This is a genomic window from Pikeienuella piscinae (assembly GCF_011044155.1).
GTDB lineage: Bacteria > Pseudomonadota > Alphaproteobacteria > Rhodobacterales > Rhodobacteraceae > Pikeienuella > Pikeienuella piscinae.
Map to the genome: position 1 here is coordinate 3,436,959 of NZ_CP049056.1, position 12,117 is coordinate 3,449,075.

At 68.7% G+C, this 12,117-nt stretch carries 14 protein-coding genes; 10 read left to right on the top strand and 4 right to left on the bottom strand.

The genetic code is table 11. The features are described from left to right. Nucleotides 1-25: 25 nt before the first annotated feature. Nucleotides 26-907 (bottom strand): LysR substrate-binding domain-containing protein, encoded by an 882-nt coding sequence (locus G5B40_RS16350; RefSeq protein WP_165100738.1) that lies wholly within the window; start codon nucleotides 905-907, stop codon nucleotides 26-28. Between the two features lie 99 nt (nucleotides 908-1,006). Between G5B40_RS16350 and G5B40_RS16355 the strand changes: the two genes are divergently transcribed. The 4 genes from G5B40_RS16355 to G5B40_RS16370 all read left to right on the top strand — a co-directional run bounded on the left by G5B40_RS16355 (nucleotide 1,007) and on the right by G5B40_RS16370 (nucleotide 4,626). After that, the gene (locus G5B40_RS16355; protein ID WP_165100741.1) at nucleotides 1,007-2,335 is read left to right on the top strand and encodes a serine hydroxymethyltransferase; all 1,329 of its coding nucleotides are present in this window, start codon (nucleotides 1,007-1,009) and stop codon (nucleotides 2,333-2,335) included. Then, a complete protein-coding gene (locus G5B40_RS16360) occupies nucleotides 2,332-3,354 on the top strand; it encodes a DUF2332 domain-containing protein (RefSeq protein ID WP_165100744.1) in 1,023 nt (340 codons plus the stop codon). Before G5B40_RS16355 ends, G5B40_RS16360 begins: the two co-directional genes overlap by 4 nt. 61 nt (nucleotides 3,355-3,415) lie before the next feature. Continuing rightward, a complete protein-coding gene (locus G5B40_RS16365; RefSeq protein WP_165100747.1) occupies nucleotides 3,416-3,862 on the top strand; it encodes an HIT family protein in 447 nt (148 codons plus the stop codon). Between the two features lie 2 nt (nucleotides 3,863-3,864). After that, the gene (locus tag G5B40_RS16370; protein WP_165100750.1) at nucleotides 3,865-4,626 is read left to right on the top strand and encodes an NTP transferase domain-containing protein; all 762 of its coding nucleotides are present in this window, start codon (nucleotides 3,865-3,867) and stop codon (nucleotides 4,624-4,626) included. On the opposite strand, the gene G5B40_RS16375 is transcribed toward G5B40_RS16370, so the two are convergent. The 3 genes from G5B40_RS16375 to G5B40_RS16385 form a co-directional block, all read right to left on the bottom strand. Continuing rightward, nucleotides 4,611-5,636, bottom strand: a complete 1,026-nt coding sequence (locus G5B40_RS16375; RefSeq protein WP_165100753.1) for an ELM1/GtrOC1 family putative glycosyltransferase — start codon at nucleotides 5,634-5,636, stop codon at nucleotides 4,611-4,613. The two genes, G5B40_RS16370 and G5B40_RS16375, sit on opposite strands and share 16 nt — an antisense overlap. Before the next feature lie 62 nt (nucleotides 5,637-5,698). After that, on the bottom strand, nucleotides 5,699-6,388 hold the full coding sequence (locus G5B40_RS16380; protein ID WP_165100756.1) for a hypothetical protein: 690 nt from the start codon (nucleotides 6,386-6,388) through the stop codon (nucleotides 5,699-5,701). Nucleotides 6,389-6,716: 328 nt separating this feature from the next. Continuing rightward, entirely contained in the window at nucleotides 6,717-8,090 is a 1,374-nt protein-coding gene (locus tag G5B40_RS16385) for a lipopolysaccharide biosynthesis protein (RefSeq protein ID WP_165100759.1), read from the bottom strand. Nucleotides 8,091-8,200: 110 nt separating this feature from the next. On the opposite strand from G5B40_RS16385, the gene G5B40_RS16390 reads away from it, so the two are divergent. The 6 genes from G5B40_RS16390 (at nucleotide 8,201) to G5B40_RS16415 (ending at nucleotide 12,114) form a co-directional block, all read left to right on the top strand. Further along, entirely contained in the window at nucleotides 8,201-9,097 is an 897-nt protein-coding gene (locus tag G5B40_RS16390; RefSeq protein WP_165100762.1) for a hypothetical protein, read from the top strand. Nucleotides 9,098-9,181: 84 nt separating this feature from the next. Beyond that, nucleotides 9,182-9,910 carry a phosphocholine cytidylyltransferase family protein gene (locus G5B40_RS16395; protein ID WP_165100765.1) on the top strand — a complete coding sequence of 243 codons (729 nt, stop codon included), beginning with the start codon at nucleotides 9,182-9,184 and terminating at the stop codon, nucleotides 9,908-9,910. Between the two features lie 82 nt (nucleotides 9,911-9,992). Further along, nucleotides 9,993-10,814 carry a uracil-DNA glycosylase gene (locus G5B40_RS16400; RefSeq protein WP_425500068.1) on the top strand — a complete coding sequence of 274 codons (822 nt, stop codon included), beginning with the start codon at nucleotides 9,993-9,995 and terminating at the stop codon, nucleotides 10,812-10,814. Between the two features lie 3 nt (nucleotides 10,815-10,817). Then, entirely contained in the window at nucleotides 10,818-11,357 is a 540-nt protein-coding gene (gene moaB / locus G5B40_RS16405) for a molybdenum cofactor biosynthesis protein B (RefSeq protein WP_165100771.1), read from the top strand. After that, a complete protein-coding gene (locus G5B40_RS16410) occupies nucleotides 11,354-11,824 on the top strand; it encodes an NUDIX domain-containing protein (protein ID WP_165100774.1) in 471 nt (156 codons plus the stop codon). Before moaB ends, G5B40_RS16410 begins: the two co-directional genes overlap by 4 nt. Nucleotides 11,825-11,853: 29 nt before the next feature. After that, a complete protein-coding gene (locus G5B40_RS16415) occupies nucleotides 11,854-12,114 on the top strand; it encodes a hypothetical protein (RefSeq protein ID WP_165100777.1) in 261 nt (86 codons plus the stop codon). Nucleotides 12,115-12,117: the final 3 nt, after the last annotated feature.

Consider the following 12,117-nt stretch of genomic DNA (forward strand, 5'->3'; position numbering starts at 1 on the left):
GGTCCGGGAAAGTCATGCGCTCCGTTCAGCCCGCCGCCAGCATCGCCGCGATCCGCGCCGTAGCGCCGCCCTTCGCCGCCGGGCGGGCGAGGCTGAGCGTCAGGCGCCGGCCGGTCGCGACCCGCTCCGGGAAGGGCGCGATCAGTCGGCCGGTTTTCATCTGCCGGCGCACCAGATGGCCATGCCCGATCAGCACGCCGCCGCCGCTCTCCGCCGCTTCGACCGCCAGCGCGTAGAGCGAGAAGACCGGGCCGGCGGGCGCCCGGCGCGGCGCGGCTGGAACGGCGGCGGCCCAGCGCGCCCAGTCATCGGACCAGGCGGTGTCGCTCAGCAGAGACTCGCGGCCCAGATCGGCGGGGCGGCGGAGGCGCCGGGCCACGGAGGGCGCCGCGACCGGAAAGATCACGTCCGCTCCGAGGTCGAGTGCGTCGGCCGCACCTTCGGCCTCGTCGAGGAAAACCGCGATGTCGAATGCCTCCCGCAGCAGATTGGGCGCACGTTCAATGGCCGCGACGGAGACGGTGATCTCCGGCGCCGCCTGCCGCAGCCCCGCGAGGCGCGGCGAGAGCCAGAGCTGCGCGATGGCGGGTAGCGCGGCGATCCTGACCGCGCGTGGCCCGGCTCCGGCCCTGAGCGCGGTTGCAGCCGCGCCGAGCCGGTCGAAGGCGGCGGAAAGCCCGCCCAGCGCTGAAGCGCCGAGCGGCGTCAGCTCGACCCCCTGCGCCCGGCGCGCGAAGAGCTTCGCGCCGATCGCCGCCTCCAGCGCCTTGACCTGCTGCGCCACCGCGCCCGGCGTCACCGAGAGCTCCTCCGCCGCCGCCGCGAAGCCGCCAAGCCGCGCCGCCGCCTCGAAGGCGCGGAGCGCGGTGAGCGGCAGGCCGGGGCCGCGGGGCGGGGAGAGGGACATCGCCTAGCCGTAGTTTTTCTCGGCCAAATTCGCAAGAGAACTGGTTTGCGCGCGCCCTGCCGCGCCGCTTCTATCGGCGCCGACAGATAGGAGACCGCCATGACCGCCCTCGCGCCCCGCCCCTGGCTCGCAACTTCGTCCGCCACGCTGATAAGCGCGCGCGCCGAGGCGGCCGCCGCGCTGCCAGCCGCTTCCGTCGCTGACCGGATCGAGGCGCTCGCGGTGCGAAACCGCGAGATTCATGAGCGCGATTGTTTCAACCTCAACCCCGCGACTAATGTGCTCAACCCGCGCGCCGAGGCGATCCTCTCCGCCGGGCTCGGCTCGCGCCCCTCGCTCGGCCAGCCCGGCGAGAAATACGAGATGGGGCTGGAGGCGATCGAGGAGATCGAGATCATCGCCGCGGAACTGGCGGCGGAGGTGTTCGACGCCCGCCATGTCGAGATGCGCGTCGCTTCCGGCGCCATGTCGAATCTCTACGGCTTCATGGCGCTGGCGAAGCCGGGCGACGCGATCATCGCGCCCCCTGCCGCCATCGGCGGGCATGTCACGCATCACATGGCGGGCTGCGCCGGGCTCTACGGATTGCGGATCCACGAGGCCCCGGTGGACGCCGACGGTTACACCGTCGATCTCGACGGACTGGCGACGCTCGCCGCGCGGGTGAAGCCGAAAATCATCACCATCGGCGGCAGCCTCAACCTCTTCCCGCATCCCGTCGCCGAGGCGCGCGAGATCGCGGACAGCGTTGGCGCGAAGCTGATGTTCGACGCCGCGCATCAATGCGGGATCATCGCCGGCGGGGCCTGGCCGAACCCCCTGAAGGACGGCGCGCATCTGATGACGATGAGCACCTATAAGAGCCTCGGCGGGCCGGCCGGCGGCTTGATCGTCACCGACGAGCCGGAGATCGCCGAGCGGCTGGACGCCATCGCCTTTCCCGGCCTCACCGCGAATTTCGACGTTTCGAAGACCGCCGCGCTGGCGATCACGCTGGCGGATTGGAAGGCCTGCGGCGCGGCCTACGCGGCCCGGATGGTCGCGCTGTCCCGCGCGTTGGCGGCGGCGCTGGCCGGCGCGGGCCTGCCGGTCTTCGCCGCCGAGCAGGGCTTCACCGGTTCGCACCAGTTCGCGCTCGAAGCCGCGCGCTGGGGCGGCGGGCAGGCGGCGTCGCATCATATCCGGCCGGCCGGGTTTCTCGCTTGCGGCATCGGCCTTCCCATCGCGCCGATTGTGGGCGACATGAACGGCCTCCGGATCGGCACGCCGGAACTCGCGCGGTGGGGGGTGGAGGAGGCGGATATCCCGGAGATCGCCGGTCTCCTCGCCCGCGCCCTGACGGCGGATCAGCCCGAGGCGCTCTCGGCCGAGACCCGCGCGCTCCGCGCCCGCTTCACCGAGATTCATTTCACCACGGGTGGCGCATGACGAACGCGGTTGCGGCCCATTTCCGCGCGCAAGCGCAGGCTTGCCGCCGGCTCGGCTCGCCCTTCACCGCGGACCTGCTGGCCCGCCTGATCGCCGCGCCCATCGAGGCGAGCCGGTTCGGCGCCCGGATCCTGGGCTGGAAGGGTGAGCCGGGGGCGGACGCGCTCGCGCTCCGCGCCGCAGGCGCGCTGCACGCATTGGCGCTCTCGGGCCGAGCGCCGGCGCTGACCGCCGCCTATCCGCCGGCGCCAGGGCCGGATGCGGAGCTGCTGGCGGAAACGGTGGCGTCGCATGACGCCTGGCTCTTCCCCTGGCTCGACAGCCCGCCGCAAACCAACGAGGTCGCCCGCTCCGGCGTTCTGCTCGGCGGGCTTCTGACCATCGCGACGGAGACCGGCAAGTCGCTGGAGCTTCTGGAGATCGGCGCCAGCGCCGGGCTGAACCTGGTCCCCGACCGTTACCGCTACGCGCTCGGAGTCGGGAATTGGGGAGACGCCGCCGCGACGCCGCTGATCGAATGCGAATGGCGCGGCGCGGCGCCGCCGTTCGACGCGAGGCTGGATATCGCGGCGCGGGCCGGGGTCGATCTCCGGCCGGTAGATCCCGCCCTCCGGCCCTCGCCCCTTCTCTGCTATGTCTGGCCCGATCAGCATGCGCGCCGCGCACGGCTGGAAGCGGCGCTCGATCGGCTTGCGGCGAGCGGCCTGAAGGTGGCGGCGGGCGATGCGGCGGAATGGCTCGCCCTCCGGCTCCGGGAGCCGCAGGCGGCCGGCCGCGCCCGGGTGATCCTGCACTCGATCATGTGGATGTATCTGCCCGAGTCGACACGCGCCGTCATCGACGCGGAGATTTCGGCCGCCGGCGCGCGGGCCTCGCAGGACCGCCCGCTCGCGCATCTGAGGCTGGAGCCGGACGGCGTCCAGGGCTCCGCCGCGATTCGGCTGACGACATGGCCTGGCGGAGAGCCCCGCCTGCTGGGACGGGGCGATTATCATGGGCGCTGGGCCGATTGGGTCTGAACCGCTTGCGGCGGGGGGCGCGCGCGCTAGTCTCTGGCGCGAAAGCAGATGGGAAACCGCCATGACCGAGACCGCCCCCAACGCCACCTTCGCCAAGTTCGGCTGGCCCGAAACCGGCATCGCGGAGCTCGAACATTGGGGGGTGATGCTGCGCCCCGACCAGCCGACGCTCGGCGCGCTCGTCCTCGCCTGCAAGCAGCCGGTCACGGCCTTCGGCGATGTCGACGCGGCGGGGTGCAAGGAGCTTGGCGTCGCCGTGAGGGCGGTGGAGGCGATGCTTCAAGCCGCCATCGGCTATGAGAAGATCAACTACCTGATGCTCATGATGGTGGACCCGGACGTCCATTTCCACGTCATCCCGCGCTATGACGGCGCGAAGACGTTCGATGCGCTGGAGATCGAGGATCAGGGCTGGCCCGGCCCGCCCGCGCTTGCCGCCTGTCAGACGCCCGACGCAGCGCAGAGGGCGGCGTTGATCGCGCATCTTGGCGCTCATTGGCCGCTCTAGGCGTGGCGCGCTGGAAAACTCTCGTCCTCGCCGGGGATCGCGGGCCGGAGGACCGGGTGGCGCGGGCCGCCGGCGTCTCCACCAAGGCCTTCGCGGAGATCGCCGGCGCGCCGATGATCGACCATGTGCTGGCGGCGTTGGGCGCGGCGCCGGAGATTGGCGAGATCGCCGTCTCGATTTCGGCGGATGCGCCGGCTTTGCCCTCCGGCGTGTTGCGCCTCGACGCGGCGGCCACCCCGGCGACGAGCACGGCGGAGGGGCTGGCGGCGCTCGGCGCGCCCCTGCTGATCACCACCGCCGATCACCCGCTCCTGACCGCGGCGATGATCGCTGATTTTATCGCCGGGGCGGAGGCGTCGGGCGCGGACGCGGCGGCGGGGGCGAGCCTCCGCGCGGTGGTCGAGCGCGCCGGCAACCCGGCGCGGCGGACCTATCTGAAATTCTCCGATGGCGGGCTTTCCGGCTGCAATCTCTTCGCCATCCGCACCGAGCGCGGCGGCGGCGCGGTGGAATTCTGGACCGAGATCGAGGCCGACCGGAAAAGACCCCTGCGCATGGCGCTCAAGGTCGGGCTCCCTGCGCTTGCGCTTTACGCGCTCGGCCGCCTCAGCCGGGCGAAAGCTGCGGCGATGATCGGAGCGAAGGCTGGGTGCCATGCGGCGATCGTTCTGCTCGATCATCCGGAAGCGGCGCATGATGTCGACAAGCCCGCCGACATGGATTTCGCCCGCCAGCGGCTGGAGGCCCGTCAGCGCGGCGCGTGAAGAACGGCGCGGACCCGCCGGATCCCTTCCGCGTGTTCGGCGCGCACCGTCGGCGTCACGTCGTCGATCCGCAAAAGCCCGTCTTCCCACCGCGCGAGGCCGAGCGCCACCAGTCGCGCGTGGATCGCCGGCAGATGCGCCGGCGGGCGGAACCAGGCGCGATTGCCGTTATTCTTGAACCAGCGCCGGCCCCACCAGGTGTCGCCAAAGCGCGCCAGCAGCGCGCGCGCAGGCGTCGGCAGGAGACTGACCGGCGCGCCCGCGCCGAGCGCATCGGACAGGAGCGAGATGCTGTCGCCTGACACGAGACAGGCCCCGGCCTCCGCCAGCCAGCGCCGATAGGGGTTGTCCTCGCCCTTGCGCGCCCGAAAGTCATAGATCTCCGCTTCCGGCAGTCGCCGGGCGAGCCGTGCGGCTGCGCCTTCGGGGCTGCGCGGCGAGGTCGAGACCGAGAGCGGCAAACCGCTCTTCGCGGCCATTGCGGCGGCGGCGTCGGCGAAGCGGTCGACATAGGCCAGCGTGACATGGGCAGCCTTGCTGGAGCCGCCGAGCAGCGCCACCGCGCGCTTGCGCCGGGTGGCGGCCGTCGTCACCCCGAATGGCATCGAGAACATCACCACGTTCGGCGCGGGGGGCAGCATGTATTGCGGCGTCGTCAGCACGAGGTCGACCTGATCGAGCGGGATGCAGGGCCGCCCGATCCACACGATCCTTGTCTTCCCGCCGGAAGCGTTGCGGATCCAGCGCGCCGCCGGGATCGGGCGCCGGCCGCTGCTGATCACCATGTCCGGCCAGGGCGGCCGAAAGCCCGGATCGCGCCTCAGCGTGATCAGCGTCGCGCCGAGCAGCGCCTTGGGGTAATGCCGCATGGCGTTGAATTCGAGCTGGAACCCGGTGATCTCAGCGTCACCCTGCGCCGCCGCCTCCGCCACCGCGCGAATCTGGACATTGTCGCCGAAATGATGCGCGAAGAGCAGCCATATGCGCGGCTTCGGTGGGGAGGGAGTCATCGCGTCGCCGCCTTCACGAGGTTCGGTGCCGACCCCCGTTAAAATGGCGCGCGCCGCGGAGTTCAAGCCGCTTGTCGCGATGCGCGCGCCCTGTCCTGGGCGATTCTGAACGCGGCGCTTTGCTTGCGCGTCGGCCCCTTGGCGGTCCAGATGACGGAATCCGGCCGGAATTCGTAGTCGGAGAGGATGCGGGGCACCTGGAAGTATTGCGCCGCGCATCGTCGCGAAGCGTAATAGAGCAGGGTCTGATCGACATGGTAAGCCGGCGCATCGGCGAGCGCCATCAGCGTGGACCGCGCCATGACATGCGCGAAATGACGTCCGCGTATCGTCGGGTGGATAATCACGCCGGACGCAAGCACCTTGCGCCACGGCTTCCGCATCTCGGGCCGGAAATAGAGACCCACACCGCCCGAGGAGGCGTCCTCGACGGCGGGCCAGATCGGACGGTTGGCGATCGAGTCGATATCGGTGATGAAGACCGAGCATCCGCGCTCGACGATGAAATGCGCGACGACGAACCGCGTCGCCGCCATATAGATGATCGAAGACGCGGCGTCGCTGGGAACGTCGTTGCGATCCACCGTCCATGTCAGCGCCATGTCCCGCGCTCTCACGTCGAGATCGGCGATCACCCTGTCCGACGGCCAGTAGAGGTGGAGATGAACATGGTCGAAGCCGCCGGTCGACCTTATCGAGTCCAGAAACGCTGCGCCGAATTTCCAGTAGTAAGTTTCGTCGCAGGCCGCCATGATAGCGTTATCAATTGGAAATTTTCCGCGTATTTTAATTCTAAAATTCGATAGATTATCTTCTCCCGTGAATTGTTCGCGGTCTGTTTGCCTCACCTGCATCCACATTTTCGCGCGGCGCGGGCGAGAGTGCCATTCCTTCATTTCGATACTCGCTGCTCTTCGAGAACGGTCATTGTTCTCGTTTTCGGGTCCCGCCTCCTCCCGGCCATATGGGCGCCGCTCCGGCAGGAAGAACTCACGAAGTGGTGAGGCGCGGCGTTCGCCGCACGTTTCGCGTGCGAAATTGGGGAAGGCGCTGAGCGCCCGGACGCGAGGCGCGCCCCGGTCAGCGCGCCGCCTTTTTGCGCGCCGGATTGGAGACCAGCGCCCGGTAAAGGATCACCAGGCGGTGGGCGGTGACGACGACCTGGCGCAGCAGCAGCGCGAATCCGACGCCGAGCAGGCCCCACAAGTGCATGAACGGGAAGAGCGCGGCGCAGAAGACGAGGGCGCCGACAGTGGTGGAGAAAAGCAGCGCCTTTTCCTTGCGGATGGTCATCATCACCGGTCCGATGGCGAATCCGAAGGCGCCCAGCGCGGCGGCGACGCCCGCCGCGGTGAGCAACGGCGCGGCCGGCGCCGCCGCCGCGCCGAAGAGAAGCGTGAGCAGCGGCTCGCCGAGGAAGACGAAAATCAGGCACAGCGCGACGAGCGGCAGGGCGGAGAGCGCCATGGTTCGCACGAAAAGCCGCCGTATCGAGCGGCGGTCCCGGCGCGCTTCGAGCCAGGCGAGCTCGGGAAAGATGATCGGTCCGATCAGCGTGAAACCGCGCTTCAGCGGGTCGGTGAGCTGGCGCACGATGCCAAAAAGGCCCGCCGCGCCGGTGCCGAGCACCGGGCCGACCACGAGCACCGTCGCCTGCGCGACCAGCGAGTTCAGCAGCGACGTGGTGTTGAGGAACACCATGAAACGCCAGATCCGCGGGAACCCGGCGGTGAGCCGCGACCAGCGCCCGGCGAGCTTCGGCATCAGCCGCCGGCGCTTCAGCTCCAGCCCGGCCGCGAGGATGAGCGAGCCGCCGGCGACCACCGTGGCGAGCGCCCACACCAGGATCAGCGCTTCGAGCCCGCCGCCGAAGACATAGATCGCCGCGGAGCCGATCAGCCGAACGATGGCGTTGAAGGCGTGCTGGCGCACCAGCACGTTCAGATTGTCAAAGAGCCGAACCACGCCGGTCGCGGTGGCCGGGTTGATGAAGGGAATCGTCAGCGCGAAGTAGGGCGCGATGGCGGCGGCTTCGGGCGGCCAGCCCATCCAGCGCGCGGCGAGATGGGCGCCGATTACGCCAACGATGACGCCGAGCATGTTCCCGAGAAAGTCGAGCCGCAGCGTGAAGCCGATCAGTCGGCGAAAGTCGCTCCAGCGCTCCTCGGCGACGGTCTCCGCGCCGAATTTCGTCACGGCGGTCCAGGATTCGAATTTCAGCAGGCCGCTGATGAGCTTGACATAGGCCTGCAGCATCACGACCACGCCGAAAGCCTCGATGCCCACGGCCCGCGCGGCGAGCGCCGCCGCAGCGAGATTGACCAGTCCGAAAACCGCGCGGCCGCCGATGATCTTGACCGCATTGCGCCGAACGCGGCGCCAGATCTCCGCAAGGCCGCCTTGTCCCGGCGCTCCGTTCAGGGCTGGCTTCAGGGACGGCGCTTCGGGCGTCATTCCCATTGATCCTCATCCACGCGGCGCTGGCCAGCCGCCGGGCAGACCGTTATATGAGCAGGGCACGACCCCGCAAGGGGCGACTAACCGCAGGCGGCGGAGCGCAGAACATGACTGACACGGTATTCATTCACACCAATGCGCAGCAGATGGTTGGCGCGATCGTCGGCCGCCACTCGCTTAAGCGGCAGGCGTCGGACCCCGAGAGTTTCGAGGTCAGGATCCTGAAGCGAGAAGATTTCCCGGTTTTCGAGACCTATGCCGGGCGAAAGTTCCTGCGAGGCGGCGGCTGGCGCGTCTGGCGCAACGACGACCTGCAGAGCTTCACCCCCCTGCGCTTCGCGCCGCCGCAGGTGATGAACTATCAGAGCCGCGCCGTGGTGACCGACCCGGACGTCTTCGCCGTCGGGGATATCTGCGAGCTTCTGAAGCGGGATATGGGCGGCAAGGGCGTGCTCGCCAAGCCCCGTCCGGGCCACAAGGGCGTCGCCGAATACATCGCGACCAGCGTCATGCTGATGGATTGCGCCAAGCTAACTCACTGGAAGATGGAGGATCAGTTCGAGGCGATGTTCCGCGGCGAGTTGGATTACGAGGATTGGATCATCCTCGCCAATCAGCCCGAGGGGCTTGTCGGTCCGCTCGAGGAGTGCTGGAATGATTTCGACCATCTCGGACCTGAGACCCGGCTTCTTCACAACACGAAGCGCCGCACCCAGCCTTGGAAGGCCGGCCTGCCGATCGATTTCACCACTAGTCTGCCGCTGATCGGCAAGATCATTCCGGGCGCAAGCATCCGCAAGAAGGGAAAGTACCTGCGCCATCCGGACCCGAGGCAGGAGAATCTGTTTTTCGCCTATCTCGCCGAATGTCTCGACGCCGGGGAACTCACCGAGGCGGACGTCAGGAAGGAGATGGCCGCCGATCATGTCCGGCACGACGCGCTGGAGATGGTCAGGAAGGCGCCCTCGGTCGATTCCATCCTTTCCGAGGTCGAAGCGGCCTAGACGCGACGACGCGGCGCGGCATGGACAAGACCGCCCTCTTGATGTGAAAAGGCGCCAACATCAACGAAAGACAGGCGGCCTCTCTTGACCAACGCCGTTCTACTTAGCGCCGGGCAGGGCAAGCGGCTTGGCGCGCTGACCGAGGATCGCCCGAAATGCACCGTGATGATCGGCGAGCGGAGTCTCGTCGAATGGCAGGTCCGGGCGCTCGTCGCCAACGGGATCGAGGACATCACCATCGTTACCGGCTTTCGTGCGCCGATGATCAGGGCCGCGCTTGACGCCGCCGCTCTCCCGGTCCGGATCGAGTATCTCTACAATCCCTTTTACAGCGTCGCCGACAATATCGGCTCCTGCTGGATGGCGCGGGAGCGGCTCGGCGAGGATTCGGTGCTGATCAACGGCGATACGCTTTTCGACCCGCGCATCCTTGAGCGGGTGTTGGCGCGCGCCACGGCGCCGATCTCCGTCACCATCGACCGCAAGCCGGTCTATGACAGCGACGATATGAAAGTGCGCCTCGACGGTGGGCGCTTGACCGATATCGGCAAAACGCTGACCCGCCCGATTGACGGCGAATCGATCGGGATGCTGCGTTTCAGCGGCGCGGGCGGGATGCTTTTTCGCGACAAGCTGGAAGAGGTGCTGGCCGATGTCGCGGCGCTGAAGCTCTGGTATCTCTCGATCATCGATCGGATCGCCAAGACCGGTTCGGTCGGTTTCGTCGATATTGAGGGCCTGCCCTGGGCCGAAGTCGATTTCGCGCAGGATGTGGAGAGCGCGGCCCAAGCAGTCGCGAAGTTCCCGCTCTAGGTCCGCCGAACTGGCGAAGCGCCCGGCGCGCATCTATAGTCGGGCGATGGACTCGCCCCTCACCCCTGATCAACCGCCTGTTTTGCGCGATGACCCCGCCGCGCTTCTGGCGGCGCTTGGCTGGCAGTTGGAATGCGGCGTCGACGAATGCGTCGCCGACGCACCCGTTGACCGGTTCAAGGTGGCGGCGGAGGCCGAGGCCGCGCAGGCCGTCTCGCCGCCCGTCGCGCCGCCGGCCCCGCTGCGCGCCGCCCCGCCCGCCGACGAGGCCGAAGAGGCGATCGGCGAGGCGCGCCGGAGCGCGGCCGCGGCGAAAACGCTGGACGCGCTTCGGGCCGCCGTAGCCGCCTTCGACGGCTGTGCGCTGAAACACGGGGCAAGGAATACGGTTTTCGCGGATGGCGACCCGGCGGCGCGGGTGATGTTCATCGGTGAGGCCCCGGGTCGCGAGGAAGACCGCGAAGGCAAACCCTTTGTGGGCCGCTCCGGTCAGCTTCTTGACCGGATGCTGGCGGCGATCGGGCTCGACCGGCGTTCCGGCGACCCTGAAAAGGCCGCCTATATCGCGAATATCCTGCCCTGGCGCCCGATCGACAACCGCGATCCCTCGACTGACGAGGCGGTGATGCTTTGGGCGTTTCTGGAGCGCCATATCGAACTCGCGGATCCGGAGATTGTCGTCGCGCTCGGCAAGGCCCCGGCGGCGGTGCTGCTGGAGACCCCGGTCGCGATCACGCGGATGCGCGGGCGCTGGCTTCGGCCGGCGCGGGTAGGCGGGCGGCCGCTGCTGCTTACGCTCCACCCAGCCTATCTGCTGCGCCAGCCCGCGGAAAAGGCGAAAAGCTGGCGCGATCTTCTCTCGCTCCGCGCCGTGCTCGACGGCGCCTCGCCGCCCGAAGGTTAAACCATGAGCAACGCCAAGACGCGCGAATTCGTCCCGGTCCGCATCGCCGTGCTGACCGTCTCCGACAGCCGGACCCTCGCCGACGACCGTTCCGGCGATGTGCTGGTCGAGCGTCTGACCGGCGCCGGGCACAGCCTCGCCGACCGCGCCATCGTCACCGACGATGTCAAGAAGATCGCAGCGCGGCTCAGGGACTGGATCGCCGACCCGGAGGTCGACGCCGTGATCTCCACCGGCGGCACCGGGCTGACAGGCCGCGATGTGACGGTGGAGGCGCATAAATCCGTCTACGAGAAGGAGATTGAGGGCTTCGCCGTCGCTTTCCACATGATCTCGTGGGAAAAGATCCGCACCTCCACCATCCAGTCCCGGGCCTGCGCCGGCGTGGCGGGGGGAACCTATCTCTTCGCCCTTCCGGGCAGTCCCGGCGCCTGCAGGGACGGCTGGGACGGCATCCTCGTCCATCAGCTCGACTATCGCCACATGCCCTGCAATTTCGTCGAGATCATGCCCCGGCTCGAAGAGCATCGGCGCCGGACGTGAGCGAAGAGGCGGGTTTCGCGCCGCTCGGTCCCTGGCGGGAGCCTTTCGACGTCTATCGCGGCGCGCTGGTGATCCCGGTCGACCCCGCCGGCCGCGTCCTTCTCCAACTGCGCGACCGCTGGGCGCCTGTCCACCCCGGCGAGTGGGGGCTGTTTGGCGGCGCCGTCGAGGGCGATGAGACTCTGCTCGAAGCGGCGATGCGCGAGCTCGAGGAGGAGACCGGGCTGCGCCCGCCGGCGGCGGAGTTCCGGCCTTTCGCCCGCATCGTGTCGGCCGATTCGCGCCGCCGGCTCTACACCTTCGAGGCGCGGATCGTCGCCACGCCCGCCGATATTATCCTCGGAGAGGGCGCCGGTTTCGGCTTCTTCGAGCGCGAGGACATGATGCGCCTCGATCTTGTCCCGCCGACGCGGGTGCTGCTCGCCGCGTGGGCGTCTTCCTTTGCGAAGAGCGAAATCCGCGCATAGGCTGATCGGCGCGTTGGCCCGGAGCGGCGATGAAAAACGAATCCGCGCATCTGGAATGGCTGCGGCGGAACGCGCCGGGGATCGCCGGGATCGCGAGCATCGCCGCCTTCGTCGCTGTCCGGCTTGCCGGCCGGGCCATCAGCGACGCGCTGCTCGTCGCGGGGATAATGCTGGTCTTCGCGACCTTTCTGATCAAGCTCAGGCAGTGGTTCGGGGTAAGAATCGCCGCTGCGGTGGTGGGGACGCTGTCCTTTTTGCTCTTTCTCGCGCTCCACTACGACTGGGTCTGATTT

Bases quoted from the DNA above. Each gene is read 5' to 3' on its own strand.
- G5B40_RS16355 (WP_165100741.1), top strand. From the start codon at position 1,007: ATGACCGCCCTCGCGCCCCGCCCCTGGCTCGCAACTTCGTCCGCCACG.
- G5B40_RS16390 (WP_165100762.1), top strand. From the start codon at position 8,201: ATGACTGACACGGTATTCATTCACACCAATGCGCAGCAGATGGTTGGC.
- G5B40_RS16350 (WP_165100738.1), bottom strand. From the start codon at position 907: ATGTCCCTCTCCCCGCCCCGCGGCCCCGGCCTGCCGCTCACCGCGCTC.
- moaB (WP_165100771.1), top strand. From the start codon at position 10,818: ATGAGCAACGCCAAGACGCGCGAATTCGTCCCGGTCCGCATCGCCGTG.
- G5B40_RS16365 (WP_165100747.1), top strand. From the start codon at position 3,416: ATGACCGAGACCGCCCCCAACGCCACCTTCGCCAAGTTCGGCTGGCCC.
- G5B40_RS16360 (WP_165100744.1), top strand. From the start codon at position 2,332: ATGACGAACGCGGTTGCGGCCCATTTCCGCGCGCAAGCGCAGGCTTGC.
- G5B40_RS16415 (WP_165100777.1), top strand. From the start codon at position 11,854: ATGAAAAACGAATCCGCGCATCTGGAATGGCTGCGGCGGAACGCGCCG.
- G5B40_RS16375 (WP_165100753.1), bottom strand. From the start codon at position 5,636: ATGACTCCCTCCCCACCGAAGCCGCGCATATGGCTGCTCTTCGCGCAT.
- G5B40_RS16385 (WP_165100759.1), bottom strand. From the start codon at position 8,090: ATGACGCCCGAAGCGCCGTCCCTGAAGCCAGCCCTGAACGGAGCGCCG.
- G5B40_RS16380 (WP_165100756.1), bottom strand. From the start codon at position 6,388: ATGGCGGCCTGCGACGAAACTTACTACTGGAAATTCGGCGCAGCGTTT.